The sequence below is a fragment of the Chondromyces crocatus genome, assembly GCF_001189295.1.
Classification (GTDB): Bacteria; Myxococcota_A; Polyangia; order Polyangiales; family Polyangiaceae; genus Chondromyces; species Chondromyces crocatus.
In genome coordinates this window covers 9,290,415-9,312,238 of sequence record NZ_CP012159.1, presented here as the reverse complement: position 1 = coordinate 9,312,238, position 21,824 = coordinate 9,290,415, and the positions used below count along the sequence as shown (strand labels likewise).

The following is a 21,824-nucleotide window of genomic DNA, read 5'->3' as shown; positions in this document are numbered from 1 at the left end:
GGCCCCTGCGCTTCCGATGGTCGCGACCCCTGGTTTCTTCGCAGATCGCCTGGCCGAGGACCCGGGACGACGTCGGGAATGCTGGACCGGCTCACCCCTCGACGGGTTCGAGTTCCCCGTCGTCCGCGAGCTGGGGCGGGCTGATCGCCGCCCGCTGTGCCAGCCCTGCCGCGCAGGCGTACAGACAGGCCAGCACGCGGAAGCTGTCGCGCGCCACGTACTCCCAGGTGCCCGAGTGGCGAGACTCCACCCCCAGGATCAAGCTCGCCGCGTCGAAGAAGAGCCAGCACACCATGCTGGCCGTGAACATCCCCCAGGGCCACGCCAGCACGCCGCCCCGCATCGCCAGCACCGTCAGCAGCACCGGAGCGATCAGGCTCGTCGCGAGCATGTCCGCCACCGACGAGATGACGGCCGTGATCTCCGCGTAGTCGCCAGCGAGGAGCGCTTGCACGTCCTTCGCGAGCGGCTTGCCCATGAACACCAGCGCGAGCACCAAGGCTGCGCCGCCCACCAGGATCTTGCGTGAGCGCGGCGCGGGCATCTCGAACCCGGCTTCCTCCCACGCCCGTGCCATCATCCACGCCGCGGCGACGCCTGCCATGTTCGCGAGCGCCACCACCCCGCCGTCCCAGGCTTTCACCGAGAGCCCCAGGATCTCGGTCCCCGGCGGGAGCCTCATCAGCACCGCGTCGCGGAGGATGAGCAGCATGTACGCCGCCTGGAGGCCCCAGGCGCGGCGCAGGTAGTCCCCGCGCTCGAACGCCAGCGCTGCCGCCAGCGCGCCCGCGACACCGAGCGCCTTGCCGCCCTCCTGCGCCCACATCATCAACGTCGCCCGCGACGACGGATCGGGGAGCAGCGTCGACACCCCGGCGAGCAGCAGCACCAGCAAAAGTGGCAACGCCACGAGCAGCCGAAAGATCACGACCCGCTCTTCTTCGCGATCCGCTCCACGATCACCTCGGCCTGCGCGCGCCCCACGAAGGTGCGCAGCACGGGCCGCAGTGCGTCAGCAAGCCGCGGTACGTCCGCGGCGGTCAGCGTGTCGGGCCCCCTGCCCAGCGCCTTCAGCGAGAACGTCTTCACCGCGGTGCGTGCCGTGTGAGGCCCGAGGTACACCGCGAGCCGCGCGGCGATGCTGTCCGCGATCGGGTTCGGGCATTGTGTCCCCGGCTCCACCATCGTCCGCAGTATATGCACACCCTTCGCTTCGGGGCTCTCCCTATGCACATCCAGGGCGCTGTTCCTCAACTGGCAGACTGACAGGGCCTGCCGTAGGGGCCTTTGCGATGAGCGTTCCGGGGCATCACCCCTGCCTGCGGGCGCCGGGAGACATCACCCCATCACGCCGCCACCGGGACGGCCTTCTTCGCGTCGCGCACCGGCGCGCCCTGCGTGGTCTCCGCGCTCGCCTTGCGGCTCCGTTTCGCGGGCTTCGTCTCCTTGGAAGCCACCTCGCGCGCCACCACGGACCGGGCCAGCGCCGCAGCGATCGCGGCGGTCATGCGCGCCGTCGGCAAGCGCGGTGTGAACGCCAGCACCCGCTCATCGGGGCGCCGACCGCGCACCGACCGCCCGCTGGCGGCCAGCTTTTCCACAGCCTGCTCGCATGGCGAGCCCACCGTCACCCGCAGCAGCACCTCGGGCAAGGCCACCGCGCCACCCGCACCCGGCGCGTAGACCACGCCCACCTCGATGCCCACGAACCCCGGCAGCGCCGCGCGAGGTGCGAGACCGAGGCGAATCTCGTCGGCATCCGGCGTCCCCTCGGGGACGCGGATCCTGCCCACCACCCGGGCCTCGGTGCCCTTCAGGCTGCGCTTGATCCGCCGAGAGATGTCCCGCAGCAGCGGGATCGGCGACGCGGCGGGATCGGGCGGCAGCTCGGAGAGGCGCCCTGTGCAGAAGATCGCCAGCAACACCACCACGTTCATCGCGAGGAGCTGCGCGTGGTACGGCGAATGCTGGTAGACCGCGCCCACACCCACCGCGAGCGCCAGCACCATCACCGCGAAGAGCCCCTTGCCCGCGCGGGTCGAAACATCGAGCCACCCGCCTCGTGGACGTGGTGGCGAGCGGAACGCTTCGGCCTCTGCCACCGGCAGCCAGCGCCCAGGGCCACGCAGCGTCGCCCCGGATCCTGACGCGCCCCCGGTGCGCAGCTTCGGCGTCCGGTGTGCGATCAGCGCCGTCGCCAGCGCGACCAGCGCCGCGCCCAGGGTCCCCGACTTCAGCGTCATCTCCAGGCCCACCCCGGCGACCAGCGCGGCCCCCGCGAGCGGCGCGCGCAGCAGGATCGGCATCGGGATCAGCGGGCGCGGCTTCACCTCGGCGCCCTCACAAGCTTGCTCCACCTCGCGCACCTTCCGCGCGGTCAGCGCGGTGAACAGCGCGAACAGCGCCACGGCGGCCACCACGTACAGCGAGCGTTGCCGGTCCGGCGTCCACGTGGTGGCCGCGTCGAGCGCGCGCTGCGGCAGCGTCGGCGCCGCCTCGGCCACCGGCATCGCGGGCCGGAACGCGCGCGTGTCGGCGAGCACCGACCAGCGCACGGCCTCCCCCTTCGGCGCGTAGGGCCGCACCAGCTCCAGCTCGTCGAACTCACGACCACGGCGGACCGTGGAAAGCGTCGTCGGCGGCACCACGCCCGGCTCGTCGTCGTGCGTCGTGGCGCCCTCGTCCACGCGCGGCTCCGTCGGCGCGGCGGGAAGCTGGAAGATGAGCCGCAGCGTGTCGAGGCCGTCGTCCCAGACCGGACCGGACCAGGAGAGCCGCGTCAGCACGCCGTCCTCACGCAGGGCGCCTTGCTGGGCCAGGTCGGTGCGGTAGCGGAAGAACAGCACGTAGACGCCGCGGCCCAGCCCCTTGCCGTCGAACCGCACCCGCAGCACGGGCGGCGGTGCGCTCCCGTCCTCGCGCGGGCGCTCTCGCGGCAACATCTCCAGCGCCACGGGGGACGCCGAGGCCAGCGAGTTCCGCTGCGCATCGCGGAGCGGCACCACGTAGGCGTCTGCCTCGGGCGCGGCGTCCGCATCCACCCCCCGGACATCGAACGCGCGCAGTGGCCCGCCGTTGATCTTCAGGGTGACCTTGTGCTGCACCCGCGTGGAACCGCTGGGCTCCACGGTGAGCCGGGTCTCGTCGCCGGCGACATGGACCTCGACCCACGCCCACGCCGCGCGGGGCAAGGCGACGATCGCGAGCGCGACCACCAGCACCAGGGTCTTCGCTGCCCAGCCCGTGGCGTTCTTCACGCCAGCCAGGCCCGGCAGGTCCGGATGGCCCGGCAGGTCCGCAAAACGACGCTGGATCTGGCGGTCATGCCGAGGCGGGAGCCCTGGGAGCATGGCGCAGGCGTCCCATGGCCTTCGCCGCCGGGCCAAGTTCTCATGGGAATCCGGGGAGGTAGCGGGGGCGTCGGGTGGCGACGGGGGGAGTGTGAGCGCGGCGACCGGGGGGGAGCTGCGTGGATGGGCGGAGTTTCGCCGCGGAACTGGCAGCGTGAACGCGACGCGGGGGGAGCGCGCGTGAAACCGTGTGCGTCGGCGACCGACGGCCCCGGTGTTCGCGCGACATCGTGTGCGTCGGCGACCGGCGACGGGGGCAGTTTCGTGGCGAAACTGGGTCCGTCAGTGCCCGACACGCCCGCTTGCGAGCGAAACTGGGGTCGTTGGCGCCCGACACACCCACTCTCCGAGCGAAACTGGGTACGTCGGCGTGGCCAGACCTGCTCTCCGAGCGAAACTGGGTACGTCGGCGGCCTGCCCACGGACGTGACGCCGAAACCGGGTACGTTGGCGCCCCGACGGTCGCAGTTCAGGAGCGAAACTGGGTACGTCGGCGGCCGAGGGCCACACTTTCCGGAGGTGGCCTCGGCTCGGCCTCCGCCGGAGGTGGGCCTCGGCTCGGCTTCAGATCAGCTCCGGGGCTCGTTCCGGGAGATCACGGCCGCGACGATCACCCCGATGGGGCCGAGCACGGCGCAGAGCAAGAACCAGAAGCACCCGCCGCGGCCTTTCGTGGTCGCGATCCAGGCGCCCAGGATGCCGCAGAGCAACCAGACCGGGATACCGAGCTTGAGATCCATGGTGGTCGGAAGACCCTAGCACGCCGACCGGGACCGCAACGGTGGTGCGCGAGGGATGTGGAGGATGCGAGAGACGTGGAGGAAGTGATGGAGGCGAGCGAGGCGTCGAGGCGTCAGAACGCGACGCCGATGCCGAGGGAGCCGAGGAGCTGGAGCTTCGAGGTCTTGTCGTAGAACATCACCGACTGGGGACCGTAGAAGTCGGAGTTCACCGTGAGCCGCTGCGAGTCGGCGAGGGCGACGCCGATGCCGATGCCGCCGGAGATGGCGAATCCGCCGTTGCGGCCGAAGACGCTGGTGCTGCCGAGCATGCCGCCGGCGATGCCGCTGCCGATGCTCCGGCTCGCGGTGGCGCTGGAGTCGCGCTCGTGGGTCGCGGTGGCCTCGAAGCGCTCGTAGCCCAGGTAGCCTTTCAGCCAGAAGCCGCGCAGCGGGGTCCCGCTCACGTAGACGCCGACGGTGCCGGCGATGGAGAAGCCCGAGCGATCCACGATCTCGGAGAACGGAGCGCCCCAGATCCAGGCAGGCTCGATGCCCAGGGTGATCGGCCCGATGACGGCCAGCTCGCCCTCGAAGGTCATCTTTCCCAGGAGCAGATCGAAGGGGTTGTACCGGATCGACCAGTTACAGCAGGTGCGCTTCGGGGGCGGGGGAGGCGGTGGGGGGCCCGCCACGGGCTGGCCGTATCCCGGGTGGTGTCCGTACCCTGGGGGCGGAGGTCCGTATCCGGGCTGGCCGTAGCCGTAACCAGGAGGTGGTTGCCCGTACCCTGGGGGCGGAGGTCCGTAGCCCGGTGGTGGCTGCTGGCCGTACCCGTGAGGCTGCTGGCCGTAGCCATGCGGCTGCTGGCCGTAGCCATGCGGCTGCTGGCCGTAGCCCGGCGGTGGCTGCTGGCCGTACCCCTGGGGGCGCTGACCGTAACCCTGGGACTGCTGGTAGCCCGGAGGGAGGTCTTCTCCGTCCTGGGCCAGCGCGACCGAGCTCGAGACCGCAACCGAGGCGAGCACGCCTGCCGCGAAGAACCACCTGCAAGGCATCTGCGAACCTTACCGAATCAGGTCCCGTGGCGCCACGCGGCGCTTTTGACCGGGTCGTGCTTCGCTCTTCCCTCGCGATGCCGACCCCCGCGACGTCGACCCTCGCGCCGGCGGGTGTCCCGCCTGTAGTCTTCGCCGCCGATGTCCTCCCCCCTCGATCCGGCTTCCTCGCTCGCCGGTGTCGCTCCCGTTCCGGCCACCCCTGCGGCAGCACATCCTTCGTCCTCGGCACCCGTGGCCTCGGAGGCGCCGGCTTTTCCTGGCGAGGGCGCACCACCCGTGTCGAGCGTGAGCGAGGGCGCGCCACCTGCGTCGAGCGTGAGCGAGGGCGCTGCTGACGTCGTGTCGCCTCCGGAAACGTCGATCGCCGATCTCGACCGTGCCGCGGAGACGCTGGCGGGCGCTGCGACGGCCTTCGCGCGCATGTCTCCAGGGGAGAAGGCGACCCTCCTGCGCTCCTTGATCCCCGGGACGCTCGCCGTCGCAGAGGCGCAGGTCGCGATGGCATGCCGCGCGAAGGGACTCGATCCGGCCGGGCCTCAGGCAGGTGAGGAGTGGCTCGCGGGGCCTTCGCTCACGCTGAGCAACCTTCGCAGGCTCGCCGAGTCCCTGGAGGACATCCAGCGGCGCGGCCGGCCACGCCTCGGACGCGGTGGCGTGCGGACGCGGAAGGACGGGCGCGTGGAGGTGAACCTGTTCCCGGTCGGAGCGCAGGATGCGCTGCTCTACAAGGGCGTGCGCGTCCACGCGCTCCTGAAGCCCGGGGCCACCGCGGCGTCGGTGCGCGCGGAGCAGGCCGCGTTCTACCAGCAGCGCGATCCCGAGGGCGGCGTCACGCTGCTGCTCGGCGCGGGCAACGTCGCGAGCATCCCGCCGATGGACGCGCTGCACGCGCTCTTCGTGGAGGGGCGGGTGGTCCTGCTCAAGATGAGCCCCGTCAACGCCTACCTCGGGCCGTTCCTGGAGAAGGCGTTCGCGCCGCTCGTGGAGCGCGGTTTCCTGCGCGTCGTGTACGGTGGCGCGGAGGTCGGCGCGCACCTCGCAGCGCACCCGGCGATCACCCACATGCACATCACCGGCTCCGCCGAGACGCACGACAGGATCGTGTGGGGGCCACCGGGGCCGGAGCAAGCACGCCGGCGCGCGGCGGGCGAGCCGGTGTTCACGAAGCCGGTCAGCTCCGAGCTGGGCAACGTGAGCCCGGTGATCGTGCTGCCGCACCTCTACGACGAGGACGAGCTGTGGTTCCAGGCGCGCAGCATCGCCACCCAGGTGATCAACAACGCCTCGTTCAACTGCAACGCGGCGAAGATGCTGGTCCTGCCCCGCGGGTTCGCGCAGCGCCCGCTCCTGCTCTCGATGCTGGCGCGCGCGTTCGCTGCCGTGGCCCCGCGGCGGGCGTACTACCCCGGCGCCCACGACCGCCACGCGCGGCTCACGGCGGGACGCGCCACGCTGGGGCCCGAGGTCCTGAGCGCGCCGCCGGAGATCCCGCTCCCCTCGGGCGTGGTGCGCTTCGGTGAGCCCGGCGCGGACGCGCTGCCGTGGACGCTGGTGATCGGTCTCGACGCTGCGGACCCCGCCGAGCCGCTGTTCCAGCAAGAGCCGTTCTGCAGCATCCTCTCGGTGGTCGAACTCGGCTCCAGCGATCCAGTGCAGTTCCTCGCGGAGGCGACCCGCTTCTGCAACGAGCGGCTGTGGGGGACCCTGAGCGCGTCGCTCGTGGTCCACCCGCTCTCCGAGGAAGATCCCGCGGTGGCCGACGCCGTGGACCGAGCGCTGCTCGCCCTGCGCTACGGCGCCATCGCGGTGAACCAGTGGCCGGCGATGGTGTACGGCGCGGTGACGCCGCCCTGGGGAGGTCACCCGAGCGCGACGCTCGCCGACGTGCAGAGCGGCCTCGGGTTCGTACACAACACGCAGATGGTGGCTGGCGTGGAGAAGGTCATCCTCCGCGCCCCACTGCGCGGGTTCCCGCGGCCGCCTTACTTCTACGACCATCGCCGCGCTCACCTCGTGGGCGCGCGCCTCGCCACCTGGTCGGCCACTCCTGGCTGGGGCCGGGCGTGGTCCGTGGCCGCGGCAGCGTTCAAGGGCTGACGGGCGGCGCTTCAGCGACCTCCACGGAGGTGCCGCGTCTCAGCGATACCCACGCACCTCGCGGATGTATCGCGGCCCGTGACGTCCGGCGTCTCCCGTGGCGATGCCTCGGGGGGCCGGACGTCGCCATCTGGGCAACGGTCTACGGTGCCTCAGTGCTTCTGCGTGTCGTCCTTCGACTCGCCGAGCGAGGCCTGGAACTCCTTCATCCGGGTGACGAGCGCGTCGAGCTTCTCCTTGGAGGTCTCCGTCACTTCCTCGGCGAACTTCTCGGCGTCCAGGAGCTGCGGCTCCAGGGTCTTGTTCCAGACATCCTTCACCTCCATGCCAGCCAGGTGGAGGCGGACGCGGATCTCGTCCCGCAGCGTGTACAGCGACGCCAGGCCCTTCTGAATCTCGCTCTTCGTCTCTTCCGTCGCTTGGCTCATGTCTGTGTTCTCCGAAAGGGGCCACTGCGGCCCGACAGGTCTGCCCCTGCCCTTTGCATGCACTGCGCCATAGCGAACGCGGCTGTTCGTGACGCTCGCTCGGCGAGAGTGTGCGCTTCTTGCTCAGACGGAGGCACAGCGTCGTGGACGCGGGGCGAGGGAAAGGGACGGGCAGTGCGTCGGGGTGGACAGTGCTCTCGAAGGGCGTGTGGGAGAGATGAAAGCGATCACCGACTGGAGAAAACGATCAGGACCAGAGGAATGATGATTGTCTGGCAACTGGCAGCGACGACGGTCCGATAACTGGCAGGGAGCCAGTAGTCGACGAGGGGCGCATGAGGTATCCGTGGAGAGAGCGCTGTGAGGGGATGAAGCTGCCTCTCCCCACCGCCTCGCGTCGAGGAGCCTCGCGATGGGTGAGCCCGCAATAAAACGACCTGGACCCGTCACCTTCGACGACCTCGACGCGGTACCTCCCCACATGGTCGGGGAGATCATCAGCGGAACGCTCTACATGTCACCGCGACCTGCTCCGAAGCATGCGCTCGCGTCCTCGAACCTGGGGGCATGGCTGGTGCGCCCTTTCCAGTTCGGTCTGGATGGCCCCGGGGGGTGGTGGATTCTGGACGAGCCGGAGCTTCACCTCGGGCAGGACGCGCTCGTCCCCGATCTCGCCGGGTGGTGCGTGGAGCGGATGCCGGACCTGCCGGAGACGGCGTACTTTCCGGTCGCACCGGACTGGGTCTGCGAGGTCCTCTCGCCGACGACGGCGATGGATGATCGTCTCGACAAGCTGCCCATCTACGCACGCGAGGGCGTGAAGTGGGTGTGGTTCGTCGATCCGATCAAGCGTGCGATGGAGATTCATCGCCTCGATGCGAGGAACCGCTGGGAGACGGCGTCGATGCTTCGAGGGGACGCGGTCGTGCGTGCTGCTCCGTTCGATGCGATCGAGCTGCCGCTCTCCATCCTCTGGAAGCGCACGGCGGCAGCAGGTCGCAAGGGCTGAGCTGCACGAGGGCCGAGCGGCACGAGGGCCACTCGTGCGTGGCGCGGGTCAGCGGGGGAAGGGTCAGTAACGGGGGACGGAGGGGTCGACCGTGAGGGACCAGGCGTCGATGCCGCCCTTCAGGTTGAAGACCTGGTGGTAGCCCTGCGCCAGGAACCGCTCGGCGGCGGCCTGGCTGCGGCCACCGTGGTGGCAGTGGAAGACGAGGAGCGTGTCCTTCGGGAGGCCTTCGATGTGGCGGAGCGTTTCCTCGTCGAGGAGGCGCGCGCCGGTGATGCTGGCGGTGGCGCGCTCCCGGGGGGTGCGCACGTCGAACAGCTCGAACTTGTCGCCGCGCTCCTGCATCTTCTTGAGATCGGCAGGGGAGAGCTGCCGGACGCGCGGCGGCTCGCTGGGGCTCTCCAGGCGGAAGCCGCCGCCGTCCCCTTCACCCACGATGAAGTCGATGGAGAGGCCCTCGGCGCGGCGGGCGCTGCCGGCGTCGAACAGCAGGGTGATGCCGTTGGCCTTCGCTTCCACGTCGCCCGGAGCGCGGGGACCGACGTAGAGCCCGTACTCGTAGCCGGTGCCGATCTCGATGTGGACTTCCTGTCCCTCGCCTTCGGCTTCGAGGGCGCTCTTCAGGGCCTTCGCGGCCGAATCGCTCACCTTCACGTTCGGTGGCGTGGCTGGCCCGGTCGCGGCGGGGGCGGTGCCCTTCACGCCAGCGAGCTTTTGCGCCAGCTCACCCGAGGCTTGCATCTCGCGCACGATGTCGCATCCGCCCAGGAACTCACCCTTCACGTAGAGCTGAGGGATGGTCGGCCAGTTCGAGAACTGCTTGATGCCGTCACGGATCTCGGGGTCGGAGAGCACGTTGACGGTGGTGTACTTGGGAAGGTGCCCGTCGAGGATCTGCACGACGGTCGAGGAGAAGCCGCACTGGGGCATGCGCCTCGAGCCCTTCATGAACAGGACGACGTCGTCGCTTCCGATGATCTCCGTGAGTTTGGCGCGGAGAGACTCGCTGAGGGTCATACCTGCGAGCTACCACGCCCCATGTCGGGGCGGTAGCGGTCATCCGGGACGGCCGCCCGGCGCACGCGGCCGCGGAGCCAGGCTTCGACGAGCGGCCAGATGGTGAGCGGTGCGTCCTTGCCCATCACGATGTCGAGGTGGCCCCGTGGGAACGCTCGGTAGGTCCGATCGGACGAGCGGCTGAAGTCGTAGGCCGGACGGACCGAGGCGGGTGGTGCGATGTCGTCCTTGGTGCCCGCGATGATCAGCAAGGGGATGTCGAGCCGCTCGAAGCGCTCGGCGTAGCCATACAGGCTGCCCAGGCGGTGGCCGTGCTGGCGGGCCGCGGCGGCGTCGAGGAACATGTTCCGGAGGACGGTGATGCTGCCGTTGTCCATCGACAGCGACATGTGCTGTGCGAGCACCTTGGGCTCCATCGAGCCGGGCGCGAAGCCGCGGATGGGCAAGGGGAACAGGGGACTCTCGATGAAGGCACGCGCGAAGCGCATCGCCTCGCCCAGCGGCTTGAGGCCCAGGGCGCCGTCGCCGAAGGAGACGCGCCGGTCGACGCTGAGCATGAGCTCGCCGAGGGCGGTGAGCGTCCATGAGCCCTTGGCGAAGAGGTAGGGGCTGCCGAGCGTGCAGACGCCCGCCACCGCGTCTCGCATCACGGTCGCCGCCGCGTAGCCGACGAGGCCACCGAGGGAATGACCGACCAGGTACACTGGTCGGTCGCCGCTACACCGTCGGATCTCTTCGAGGGCGGCCGGGACATCCTCGAGCACGAAGTCGGTGACGTGGCTCGGTCTCGGGGCGCCGAGGTGCTTCGAGCGGCCATGGCCGCGCAGGTCGAGGTTGTAGACGTCGAAACCGGCGCGGGCGAGGTAGTTGGAGAAGCTGCGCGAGGGCAGGTGCCAGGTGTAGCGGTTCTGTCCGTAGCCGTGGATCAGCAGCACGGGCGCAAGGCTGCCGCCGCCGTGGGCCATGCTCCGCTTGCGGACCATGGCGAGGGGGATGTCACGCACCCGGCCGCGAGCGCGGGGGGGGAGGTCCTCCATCATCGCTGGCGGCGGGATCGTCGAAGGTCTCCTCGCGTCGTGGGTCAGGGCCGTCGTCCGGAGCCGGGTGACCACCAGCTCCTTGACGAACTTGCCCCGCTCATCGCGGTCCACGACCTGTTCGACCTGGGCGTGGTTGAGGATCATACGGTTATGTCTACCATGGACCCCATGCAGGGACCCCTGCAACTCCGCGGAATCACTGGTGGCTGGAACACAAGTGCGCGGGCGTAGGTGGGGGAGGTTGGTGCTGCACATTGGGTGCAGCATTCAAGTCGTGTAACCTCGGCCGTCTTTTCAGACCCTGCGTTGCCGCCCCGGCTGTTCCATGCCGTCGCGACGAGGGTGTTGGGTAAGGTAACTCACATGCTTCGACCTCTCAAGGCTGGCGCTTTTGCGCTGGCAGCTTTGCTTGCGTCGCTCTCGTCGGCCGGTGCTGCCTGGGCGCAGCAGGACGAACCGGAGAAGGCTGCGGACGGCGCCGAGGCGTCCGACAAGGACGCGAAGGGGGACGACGCCTCCGGGGACGAGGCCGGCGGGAAGAAGGACGAGGTGCCGTCCGAGGCGCCCGCGTCGGACAACGATCCCTACGAGAAGCCGCACCAGGCCTACCGCTTCATCGGGATGCGCTTTCGCAACCTGATCGTGCCGCAGTTCATCCTGAACCTGTTCGCGGACGGCGGGCGCACGGTGAACGTGTTCACGTTCGGGCCCGAGTTCTCGACGCGCAAGGACGGGCTGGAGCTGGATTTCGCGCTCTCGTACGCGGACTACTCGATGGGCGACACGCTCTTCAAGGGGAAGAGCGACGACGACAACGCCTTCGAGATCATCAACAGCTCGATGAAGATGGTCTATTTCACGACCGATCTGCTCTACGAGATCCCGCTCGACAAGGAGAAGGGGCGGTTCTCGTTGCTCGTGGGTGGCGGCATCGGGCTCGGGGTGGTGTTCGGGGATCTGCGGCGCAACCAGGCGACGCCGAACGATCCGAACAACATCAACCGAGACGACGTGAGCGCGTGGCGGCGCTGCCCTGGTCCTGGCACGCAGTTCTGCGACGACGCGAACGACCACTACGGCGACTACCGAGAGGCGAGCTGGTTCAACGGGGGCTCGAAGCCGGTGGTGTTCCCGTGGATCTCGCTGCCCCAGATCAGCTTCCGTTACAAACCGGTCAAGCAGCTCCAGTTGCGGGCAGATCTGGGCTTCTCGATCTCGGGGTTCTACTTCGGAGCGTCCGCGGCTTACGGTCTGTGATCCCGTGACAGCGAAGGAGAACGAGCTTTCCGCCGGGCAGGGCTCGCGGGACGGGATCACCGGGTCGTCAGGCCCGCGGCTGCCGCTGCGCTACGAGCCGCTGGCGGCTCTCGGCAAGGGAGGCGCGGGTGAGGTGTGGGCCGTGCGCGATCGGATCTCCGGTCGCACGGTCGCGCTGAAGGCGCTGGGGGAAGGGGGAGACGAGCGCGAGGTGATGGCGCTCGTGCGCGAGGCGACGGCGCTCTCCGGGGTGGAGGGGCTCGGGGTGCCGCGCGTGCTGCGCTTCGGGCGGCTGCCGGAGAGCGGTCGCCCCTATCTGGTGCGCGAGCTGGTGGTGGGGACGAGCCTCGCCGATCTGCTGGAGGGGAAGGCGGGCGAAGCCGAGGCACGGCTCCTCGATCCGAAGGTGTGGCTCGCCGCGATCGCGGACGCGGCCGATCAGCTCACGCGGCTGCATCGCGCGCTGTTGCTGCACGGGGACGTGAAGCCCGCCAACCTGATCGTGGGGCCGGATGGGCGTGCGACGCTGGTGGATCTGGGGCTGGCGGCGCCCTGGCGTGATGGGGGCGTGCGGCCGGAGGGGCTGACGCCACGCTACGCGGCGCCGGAGCTTCTCGAAGGGGCGCCGCTCACGGTGCGGGTGGAGGTGTTCGCGCTCGGGGTGACGCTGAAAGAGGCGCTGATTTCCGCCGGGGAGAGGTTGCCCGGGGCGACGCGCCGCGCACTCGATGCGGTGGCTGCGCGCGCGACGGCGGAGAATCCGGCCGATCGGTACCCCAGCACGGACGAGCTGGGGAGCGCGCTCCGGGGCGCGGCCGGGCTGTCGGAGCGTCCTCCGAGCGGGGTGGGCGAGGAGGACGGGGCATCGGTGTGGCCGGTGCTGGGGCTCGATGGGCCCTCGGGGAGGTTGCTCTCGCGGATCGAGGGGATGCGCGAGGGGGGCGGGTTGCTGATCACGGGGCCCCCGGGCTCGGGCCGCAGCGCGCTGTTGCGGCGGATCGCGTGGTCGCTCGGTGTGGCGGGGCGCGCGGTGGCGTGGATCGAGGCGGCGCGGGTGAACGATCTGGCCGAGGCGCTCGCCATCGAGCTGTCGGCGCAGGGGACGGGGCGTGAGGAGGGGAGGCGACGGACGCACGGGATCGTGCTCGTCGACGATGCGGAGCGGCTCGGGAGCGAGGCGCTCGCGTGGCTCGATACGGAGCGAGAGGCGGGGAGCAAGCTCGTGCTGGTGCTCGGCGTGGCGCCCTCGGCAGGGCAGGGTCTGCCAGGGCGCACGTTCGAGATCTTCCCGATGGAGCCACTGGAGCTGCAAGTGGCGCTGTCGCTCGTGCAGCGAGGAATCCCGTCGCTGAGCGATGCCGTCGCGCGGCACGTGGTGGAGCGGAGCGGGGGCTGGCCGGGGAACATCCGCCGGATCGTGGCGCGGCTGGCCGGTGCGCCGGTGGCGTCGATCGCGGATGTGGACCGGCTGCTCGCGGAGAGTGCGGTGACGGGGGGCGGTGAGCGCGACGCCACAGGCGATCCGAGCCGGCGGCCGCTCGACGAGATCCACGATCTGCTCGATCGCGGTCATTTCGACGAGGCGGGGGAGGCGCTCGTCGCGTGGCGCGAGGATCGGGCGCCGGAGGTGGTGATCGTCAGGGCGCGGCTGCTGACGAACGTGGGGCAGTCGGTGCAGGCGCTGTCGGAGCTGGCCTCGGTGGGCGAGGAGGTGGACCGCTCCGGGGATCTCGAGCTGTCGGGGTCGTGGTCGCTCAACGTGGCCCGGGCGCTGCTGCGCACGGGGGACTACCCGGCGACGGAGCGCCGCGCCGGAGAGGTGCCGGAGCGGCTCGGGGTGGCGGTCGGCGACGAAGCGGAGGCGTTGATCACGGAGCGAGGGCGGCGGTTGCTGTGCGAGGCGGCCGCGCTGCAAGGGCTCGCGCAGAGCTACTCCGCGCGCCACGAGGAAGCGCGGTCGACGCTGGAGCGTTCGGTGGTGCTGGCGCGGCGGACGGCGAATCCGCGGAGCCTGTCGCTGGCACTCGGTTCGCTGGCGTTCGCGCTGCAGCGCAGCGAGCGGCTCGGCGAGGCGAAGGAGGCCTACGAGGAGGCGCTCGGGGCCGCCGAGCAGGCGGGGGACGCGGGGACGATGGCGACGACGCGGCTCAACCTGGCCGGGATCGCCAAGTCGCAAGGGGATCTGGCGGCGGCGATCCGGCACCTCGAGGCCGCGGTGGACATGGGGCGCCGCTCGGGCCGGGTGATCACCATCCGGCAGGCACTGCTGAACCTGGCGAACCTCGACCTGTACCTGGGGCGCATCGCGAAGGCCAAGGTGGCAATCGATGCGCTCGTGGCCGACCGGGGGTCGATGCCTCCGTACCAGCGCGCGCAGCTCCTCGCGCTGGAGGCAGAGCACGCGGCGCGGTCGGGGGATGTGGCTGGCGCTGCCTCGCTGTGCCTGTCGTGCGCAGAGGCCTACGAGGCCATGGGGTTGCGCGTGGACGCGGCGGAGGCGCGGCTGGAGCGGGTGTTGCTCGCGGTGGGGCTTCCAGGGGCCGAGGCGCGGTCGGTCCTGGAAGAGGTGGAGGCGGCGGCCACGGCGCTCGGATCGTCGGGCGCGCATCGTGCGGCGCTGGCGCTGGCCCGCGGGCGGACGGCGGCGCTCGCTCGCGATGAGGACCGCGCGCGCGCGTCCTACGAGGAGGCGCTGAAGGCGGCGACGGTCGCGGGGCAGCGCGACTGGATCTGGAGGGCGCTGGCGGCTCGGGCCGAGCTGGAAGACGAGAGCGGGCAGCCGCTGCGCGCGCGTCGGGACCGGGAGGCGGCGCTCGAGACGCTGGAGGAGATCTCGGCCCGACTCCCGCGGGATCTGCGCGAGGTGTTCTGGAACGATCCGCGTCGGCGTGAGCTGCGGGCGGCCGCGCGGGTGGCGCTGTCCAACGCGGTGACGCTCAGCGCTGCACCCGTGGGTGGTGGCGGCGAGGATCGGCTGGCGCGGGTGCTGGAGATCAACCGGGCCATCGCCGGCGAGCACGATCTGGAGCGCCTGCTGGAGAAGGTCACCGATCACGCCATCGCGCTGCTCCGAGCAGAGCGGGGCTTCGTGATCCTGCGCAGCGGCTATGCGCGTCGTGGGGGAGGCGCCTCGTCGTCGAGCGTGTCGACGAGCAGTGTGTCGACGAGCGTGCCCCCCGTGGGGGCCGACGGGGATCTGTCGATCCACGCCTCACGCGACCAGGCGGGAGACGACCCGCACGCGCGCTTCTCTCGATCCATCGCCGAGCGCGTTCTCCTGAGCGGGGAGCCGGTGGTGACCGCGAGCGCGCGCAACGATGCCAGGATGGCGGACTACGTCTCCGTCCATCAGCTCATGCTCCAGTCGGTGGCCTGCGTGCCGATCCGGGCCCGGAGCGGCGCGGTCATCGGCGCGCTCTACCTGGAGACGCGCTTGCGGCCGACGGCGAGCTTCGACGGGGAGCTGCCGACCTTGATCGCGCTGGCCGATCAGGTGGCGATCGCGATCGATACGGCGCGCCTCGTCGGGGAGAACCGGCGCCGCGCCGAGGAGCTGTCTCGGGTGAACGAGGAGCTCGTGGCGGCGAGGGCAAAGCTCGAGGAGCTGCTCGGCCAGCGCACGGCGGAGCTGGTGAAGACGCGGCGGGATCTGCGCTCGGCGCGCGCGGTGCTCCGTGGTCACTTCGGCTACGAGGGGCTGGTGGGGACGAGCGACGCGATGCGCCGGCTCTACGCCCTGATCGATCGGGTGAAGGACGCGGACATCCCGGTGCTCATCACCGGAGAGAGCGGGACGGGGAAGGAGGTCGTGGCCCGGACGCTCCACGAGAAGAGCCCGCGGGGGAAGAAGCCGTTCCTCGGCATCAACTGCGGCGCGATCCCGGAGCACCTGCTGGAGAGCGAGCTGTTCGGGCACGTTCGGGGCGCGTTCACCGGGGCCGATCGCGATCGAAAGGGGCTGTTCCGCGAGGCGACGGAGGGGACGCTGCTCCTCGACGAGATCGGTGAGATGCCGCCGAAGATGCAGGCGGGTCTGCTCCGGGTGTTGCAGGAGCGGGTGGTGCGGCCCGTGGGCGGGGCACGGGAGGAGCGGGTAGACACGCGGGTGATCGCGGCGACGCACCGGAGCCTGGCGGAGATGGTCGAGGCCGGGACCTTCCGGGAGGATCTCTACTACCGCCTGCACGTGGTGGAGCTGCGGCTGCCGTCGCTACGGGAACGTCTCGACGACGTGCCGTTGCTCATCGATCACTTCCTGGGGATCTTCGCGGCGCGACACGGGCGCGAGCGGGGGAGCGTCTCGCGCGCGGCGCTGGCGCGGCTGATGGACTACCGGTGGCCGGGGAACGTGCGCCAGCTGGAGAACGTGCTGCTCAACGCCTGGGTGCTCTCGGATCGGTCGGAGCTGGACGTGGACGACTTCGAGCTGCCGGACGCGCCGCCGCGGTCGTCGCGCTCCTTCGGTTCGCGCGGTGGTCCACCGCCCTCGTGGGGGGAAGGGCAGCCGTCGTCACGAGGTGGAGCGCGAGCGGGTGGGAGCGCGCCTGCGTCGTCAGGGGAAGCCGCGACGCCGCTGGAGCGCCACCGGAACGATGAGCGAGAGCGAATCCTGGCCGCCCTCGAAGAGTGCAACTGGAACCGGGTGAAGGCGGCGCAGATCGTGGGTTTGCCGCGGCGGACGTTCTATCGGCGGCTGAAGGAGTACGGGATCCAGTGAGCAGGGGCGCCGGCCCCGGGGGTCACGGGCGCGCGCGCAGGGAGGGGGACCAGCGCACCGGCAGGTGGGTGAGGCCCATGAGCCAGTTCGAGCGCATCCGCTGCACCGGACCGGCGAGCTGCATGCCGGGGAGACGGCGCAGGATCTCCTCGAAGGCCACCCGTGCCTCCAGCCGCGCGAGCGTCGCGCCGAGGCAGAAGTGGGGGCCTCGGCCGAACGAGAGGTGCTCGTTCGGGCTGCGCGTCACGTCGAAGGTCTGCGCGTCGGGGAACACCTCTTCATCGCGGTTGGCCGACACCAGCCAGGCCACCACCTTGTCCCCCTCGGCGATGCGCTGCCCCTGGATCTCCGTGTCGCACGTCGCCGTGCGCCTCATGTAGCCGACCGACGGGACGAATCGCAGCATCTCTTCGACGGCGGAGGGGATGAGCGAGGGATCCTCCTCCAGCCTTCGCTGGGTCTCCGGGCGTTCCAGCAAGGTGAGCATCCCCTGGGCGATGAGCTGGTGGGTGGTCACCGTCCCTGCCGAGAGGAGCAGAGAGAAGAAGAGGCCGAATTCGAAGCTGCTGAGCTTCTCGCCGTCCAGCTCGCCTTCCATCAACACGCTGAGCATGTCGTCGCGTGGGCTCGCGCGGCGCTCCTCGGCGAGTCGCGCCGCATAGCCGACCAGATCGCGGACGAGCGCTTCGACCTCCTCCTTCGGTTTGTCGGCGGCGAGCAGGAACTGGTAAGCCCAGGCCGCCACCTGCGCTCTGTCTTCCAGCGGTATGCCGAGGAGTTGCAGGATGATCCGCAGCGGCAGATCGCCGGCCAGCTCGCTCACGAAGTCGCCTGAGCCGCGCTCCTCGACGCGGTCGATCATGGCGGTGACGATCTCGCGCGCGTGGGGCTCGATGGCCTGCATCAGGCGGGGGACGAAGCCCTTCGAGACCAGGCCGCGGTAGCGGGTCTGGCGAGGAGGATCCAGGGTGATGAGGCCGTCACGGTTGGAGCGGAGATCGTCGGGCGGGTAGTCCTCGAGCCAGATGCCGCCTCGCGCGGAGGAGAAGCGCTTGGCGTCGCTGATCACCTGGATGGCGTCCGCGTGCCGGGTGATGGCCCAGAAGCCGGTCCCCCCTTCTTCTTCGTGCCAGAAAACGGGTGCTTCTCGCCGGAGCCGCTCGAAGCGGTCATGCGGCACTCCCGTGAGATAGAGATCCGGATCGGCGATCCTGATGTCCGCGAGTTCCATGCGGTTCCTCCTCAAGCAAGCCTGAACGTCCGGTCGTCGATGGTACTCTCGGCGGCGCACCCGAAGCGAGCGCCCGCGGCGGGCGGTGGAGACGCCGAGGGGTCGGATCGCCCGTGATCGACGCTTCACTCGGTGGGCGACGCGGGAGAGGGCGACACGTGAAGGCCCCATGCGATATTCCTCACCGAGGACGACGATGAGCGAGCCTCCACCCAAACCACCGCCGACCTCCGCCTTACCCATGGCGCTCTCGGTTTTCGTGATCATGCTGGGTCCCGCGGAGGTTGATCTGGACGCATTGCCCTCAGGAGTTGCCGGGTGAGTGCATCGACAGGGGGCGCTGGCGAGCGGTCCAGGGAGGGGCGCGCCGCCACGACCGTCCCTCAAGGGGCCGTGCCTGGCGCCGTCCGGCCTGGCCGACCGGCCGAGGTGGCGCGGGGTGGCACCGCGTCCAGGGACGACACCGACCCCACGCACGGCGCCGCTCCCTCGTTCGATCCCGCAGGGTTCGCGCATGCGGCGACGCTTCCCCACGATCGCGACGCAGACACCATCACGGCGCCTTCGGCCGAGCCGACGTCGTCCCAGCGGTGGAGCGCGGCGCAGCTCCCGGTGGTGGAGTACACGAGCTACGAGGTCCACGGCGAGGTCGCTCAAGGGGGGATCGGGCGTGTGCTCCGCGCCAGGGATCGCCGGCTGGGCAGGCCGGTGGCGATCAAGCACCTGCTCGACCCGCGCGCCGGCGCGGAGAAGCGCTTCGTGCGGGAGGCGCTGGTCACCGCGCGCCTCCAGCACCCGGCCATCGTGCCGATCTACGAGGCTGGGCGCTGGCCGACCGGGGAGCCGTTCTATGCGATGAAGCTGGTCTCGGGGCGCTCCCTCGAGGACCGGATCGCGGAGCAGCGCACCCTGGCCCTCCGCATGGGGCTGCTCCGCCACGTGCTGGCGGTGGCCGAAGCCGTGGCCTATGCGCATGCGCAGCGGGTGATCCACCGTGACATCAAGCCCGCCAACGTGCTGTGCGGCGACTTCGGTGAGACGGTGGTGATCGACTGGGGCCTCGCCAAGGACCTGAGCGAGGAGGACGACGCCGTGGATCGGTCGGCCGACGTGCAGAGTCCGGGAGGCGCGCAGCTCACCCTCGCGGGCTCGGTGATCGGCACACCGGCATACATGCCGCCGGAGCAGGCATCGGGGCTTCGCGTCGACGAGCGCGCGGACGTCTACGCGATCGGCGCGATCCTGTACCACCTGCTGGCTGGCGTGCCTCCGTACGACGGAAAGAACGCGCGTGCGGTGCTGCGGCAGGTGCTGGCCGGTCCCCCGGAGCCGCTCGGGAGCTTCCTGCGCGACGTGCCCGAGGAGCTGCTCGCCATCGTGGACAAGGCGATGGCCCGCGAGCCGACCGAGCGCTATCCGACGGCGCGGGAGCTGGCCGAGGATCTGCGCCGCTTCGAGACGGGGCAGTTCGTCGGCGCTCACCGCTACTCGCTGCTCTCGCTGCTCAGGCGCTTCGTGCGGCGTTACCGCGCGCCCCTCGCCGTGGCGGTGGCGGCGCTGGTGGCGCTGGTGGTGGTGGGCGCGATCGGGGTGAAACGCACCATCGCAGAGCGTGGTCGCGCCGAAGAGCAGCGGATGGAGGCAGAGAACGCGCGGCAGGCGGCACTGACCCGCGCCGATGCGCTGACCCTGGTGCAGGCGAGGACGTCGCTCACCCGCGATCCGAGCGAGGCGCTCGCGTGGCTCAGGCGCCTCTCTCCGCAGTTCAACCGCTGGAGTGCGGCGCGCGTCATCGCGGCCGACGCGGTCGCGCGTGGCCTGTCGACCACGCTGCGTGGCCACACCGCCCTCATCAACGGTACGGTGCTCTCTCCGGACGGGCGGCAGCTCGCCACGGCGAGTGACGACGGCAACGTCATGCTCTGGGACATGGTCTCCGGCGCGGGGCGTACGCTTTCGGGTCACACCGACGAGGTCTGGAGCATCGCCTTCTCGCCCGATGGCAGCCTCCTCATGTCCGCGGGCAAGGACAGGACGTCGCGGCTCTGGGATGCGACGACCGGCGCCGCGCTTCGTGTCGTCCAGCATCCGAGCTGGGTCGTGATGACGGGCTTCTCGGCGGACGGTCGGCACGCCTTCCTGAAAGGGAAGGGGACGGTGTTCGACCTCGAGGTCGAGACCGGCCGCGTGCGCCTCCTGTCTTCCGGGGACAGCAAGAGCAGCATCGCTTCCAGCACGCGACGGATCGCACGTCTCGACTATGCCACCCTCTCGGTGGAGGACACCGTCACGGGACAGCGACGGGTGCTGGAGCGCCTCGCCGAGCCGCGCGGGCCTTGCGGTGCGATCCTCTTCTCGCACGATGGAAACACGCTCTTGCATCTGACCCATCAGGGGGAGATGCGAAGCTGGGACATGGCGACCGGCAAGTCGAGGACGCTCGGGCTTCTCCCCAACCACCTGTCGCCGCTGGAGACCATGTCGGAGCACAGGATGGCGACCTCGCCCGACGGGCGCTGGGTGGCGGTGCTGTCGGGCGCAGCGGTCTATGTCTGGGACCTGCAGCGTGGGCTGGGTCAGGTGTTGCGCGGGCACGACGGGGACGTGCTGCGGGCTGCATTCTCTCCAGACGGCAAGTTGCTCGCGACCGGCGGTTTCGATCGCACGGCGCGCATCTGGGATCTCACCAGCGGCCAGAGCCGGGTGCTCCAGGGGCATCAGGACACCGTGAACAGCGTGTCCTTCTCGCCTGATGGCCAGCTGCTGGTGACGGCAGGGGGAGACGCGACGGTGCGGCTGTTCCCGGTGGTCGCGCAGGCGAGCGAAGTGCTGCCGGGGCGCGGGGCCGACGCCGTGCTGGCGGGGATCTCCAGTAATGGTCGACTCATCGCCGCCGGTGGGCGGGATGGGCTGCTGCGCCTCTGGGAGGAGGAGCGCCCGCCGCTCATCGTCCAGGCGCATCTGGGGGAGATCGTCGCGGCGGTGCTGTCGGCGGATGGTGAGCACATCGCCACCGCGGGTTCGGACAACATCGTGCGCGTCTGGAGCCGCAGTGGCGTGCAGGTGGGTGAGCTGGCGAGCCCGACCCAGGCCGCTGTTCTGGCCCTCGCATTCTCGCCGGACAGCCAGTGGATCGCTTCGGCGGAGGCCGACGGGAAGGTGCGGCTGCGCGAGATCGCGTCCGGTGAGGAGCGCGTGTTCTCCGGGCACGTGGGTCAGGTGCGCGCGATGCGGTTCTCGCCGAGCGGTGAGCTGCTGGCGACGGCCGGCGAGGATCTCAGTGTGCTGATCTGGCGGGTCGCGACCGGCGAGGGGAGGCTGCTGGGTGAGCACGAGGGGGAGGTCACCGCGATCGCGTTCTCGCCCGACGAGCATCTGCTCGTCTCGGGGAGCATGGATCACACGATGCAGCTCTGGAACCTGGAGTCAGGGGTCGCGGAGAAGTTCAACCTGGGGGGGACGGGGGTGAGGCAGCTCGGGTTTCTGCCGGATGGCAAGACGCTCGTCACGATGAGTGGTGGGGACACGGGCGCGCGGCTGTGGGATGTGGAGACGCGCTCGCAGCGCGCGACGCTCCGAGGGCACAGCGGCGAAGTGACGGGCTTCGCGATCGCGCCCGATGGGCTGCGGTTGGCGACCGCGAGCCTGGACCGAACGGTGCGCCTCTGGGATCTGGAGAGCGGCGAGAGCAGAGCGCTGGAGGGGCACACGGGGGCCGTGGTGGGCGTCGCGTTCTCCCCCGAGGGGCTGGGGCTGATCTCGGTGGGGCGAGACGGGACGGTGCGGCGCTGGGCCGACAGTCTCCCGTGGACCGAAAAGCCCCTGCGGTCGTTCCTGGAGGCGACGACGCGGTCTTCGGGGACGGAGGTGGATCTGCGCGGGCTGAACTGAGCCAGGG

The 21,824-nt window shown here is 70.6% G+C and carries 14 protein-coding genes; 5 read left to right on the top strand and 9 right to left on the bottom strand.

Annotated features, from left to right (window positions below):
- Nucleotides 1–91 precede the first annotated feature (91 nt).
- The 5 genes from CMC5_RS33635 to CMC5_RS46205 form a co-directional block, all read right to left on the bottom strand.
- Nucleotides 92–928 carry a hypothetical protein gene (locus tag CMC5_RS33635; RefSeq protein ID WP_050434232.1) on the bottom strand — a complete coding sequence of 279 codons (837 nt, stop codon included), beginning with the start codon at nt 926–928 and terminating at the stop codon, nt 92–94.
- Nucleotides 925–1,185: a hypothetical protein gene (locus CMC5_RS33630; RefSeq protein WP_050434231.1), complete on the bottom strand. Its 261-nt coding sequence runs from the start codon at nt 1,183–1,185 to the stop codon at nt 925–927. The genes CMC5_RS33635 and CMC5_RS33630 overlap by 4 nt, the downstream gene beginning before the upstream one ends.
- Before the next feature lie 161 nt (nt 1,186–1,346).
- Nucleotides 1,347–3,350, bottom strand: coding sequence for a hypothetical protein (locus tag CMC5_RS33625; protein WP_050434230.1), 2,004 nt, complete (start codon nt 3,348–3,350; stop codon nt 1,347–1,349).
- Nucleotides 3,351–3,919: 569 nt separating this feature from the next.
- On the bottom strand, nt 3,920–4,090 hold the full coding sequence (locus tag CMC5_RS45295) for a hypothetical protein (RefSeq protein WP_156339058.1): 171 nt from the start codon (nt 4,088–4,090) through the stop codon (nt 3,920–3,922).
- A 113-nt stretch (nt 4,091–4,203) separates the two neighbouring features.
- Nucleotides 4,204–5,127 (bottom strand): hypothetical protein, encoded by a 924-nt coding sequence (locus tag CMC5_RS46205; protein WP_169796406.1) that lies wholly within the window; start codon nt 5,125–5,127, stop codon nt 4,204–4,206.
- 141 nt (nt 5,128–5,268) lie between these two features.
- Here CMC5_RS46205 and CMC5_RS33615 point away from each other — a divergent pair, with 141 nt between their 5' ends.
- On the top strand, nt 5,269–7,227 hold the full coding sequence (locus CMC5_RS33615; protein ID WP_082363027.1) for an aldehyde dehydrogenase family protein: 1,959 nt from the start codon (nt 5,269–5,271) through the stop codon (nt 7,225–7,227).
- 152 nt (nt 7,228–7,379) lie between these two features.
- Here the strand turns inward: CMC5_RS33615 and CMC5_RS33610 are convergent, their stop codons facing one another.
- Nucleotides 7,380–7,655, bottom strand: a complete 276-nt coding sequence (locus tag CMC5_RS33610; RefSeq protein ID WP_050434228.1) for a hypothetical protein — start codon at nt 7,653–7,655, stop codon at nt 7,380–7,382.
- Nucleotides 7,656–8,067: 412 nt separating this feature from the next.
- Between CMC5_RS33610 and CMC5_RS33605 the strand changes: the two genes are divergently transcribed.
- Nucleotides 8,068–8,664, top strand: coding sequence for a Uma2 family endonuclease (locus tag CMC5_RS33605; protein WP_050434227.1), 597 nt, complete (start codon nt 8,068–8,070; stop codon nt 8,662–8,664).
- A gap of 63 nt (nt 8,665–8,727) precedes the next feature.
- Here the strand turns inward: CMC5_RS33605 and grxD are convergent, their stop codons facing one another.
- Complete coding sequence (gene grxD, locus CMC5_RS33600) at nt 8,728–9,681, bottom strand: Grx4 family monothiol glutaredoxin (RefSeq protein ID WP_050434226.1); 954 nt, start codon at nt 9,679–9,681, stop codon at nt 8,728–8,730.
- Nucleotides 9,678–10,865 carry an alpha/beta hydrolase gene (locus tag CMC5_RS33595; protein WP_050434225.1) on the bottom strand — a complete coding sequence of 396 codons (1,188 nt, stop codon included), beginning with the start codon at nt 10,863–10,865 and terminating at the stop codon, nt 9,678–9,680. The genes grxD and CMC5_RS33595 overlap by 4 nt, the downstream gene beginning before the upstream one ends.
- Before the next feature lie 219 nt (nt 10,866–11,084).
- On the opposite strand from CMC5_RS33595, the gene CMC5_RS33590 reads away from it, so the two are divergent.
- Nucleotides 11,085–11,978, top strand: a complete 894-nt coding sequence (locus tag CMC5_RS33590) for a hypothetical protein (protein WP_050434224.1) — start codon at nt 11,085–11,087, stop codon at nt 11,976–11,978.
- 4 nt (nt 11,979–11,982) lie between these two features.
- Complete coding sequence (locus CMC5_RS33585) at nt 11,983–16,695, top strand: sigma 54-interacting transcriptional regulator (protein ID WP_245677967.1); 4,713 nt, start codon at nt 11,983–11,985, stop codon at nt 16,693–16,695.
- A gap of 22 nt (nt 16,696–16,717) precedes the next feature.
- Here the strand turns inward: CMC5_RS33585 and CMC5_RS33580 are convergent, their stop codons facing one another.
- Nucleotides 16,718–17,926, bottom strand: coding sequence for a cytochrome P450 (locus tag CMC5_RS33580; RefSeq protein ID WP_050434223.1), 1,209 nt, complete (start codon nt 17,924–17,926; stop codon nt 16,718–16,720).
- A gap of 318 nt (nt 17,927–18,244) precedes the next feature.
- Here CMC5_RS33580 and CMC5_RS33575 point away from each other — a divergent pair, with 318 nt between their 5' ends.
- The gene (locus CMC5_RS33575) at nt 18,245–21,817 is read left to right on the top strand and encodes a WD40 repeat domain-containing serine/threonine protein kinase (RefSeq protein ID WP_082363026.1); all 3,573 of its coding nucleotides are present in this window, start codon (nt 18,245–18,247) and stop codon (nt 21,815–21,817) included.
- Nucleotides 21,818–21,824 lie beyond the last annotated feature (7 nt).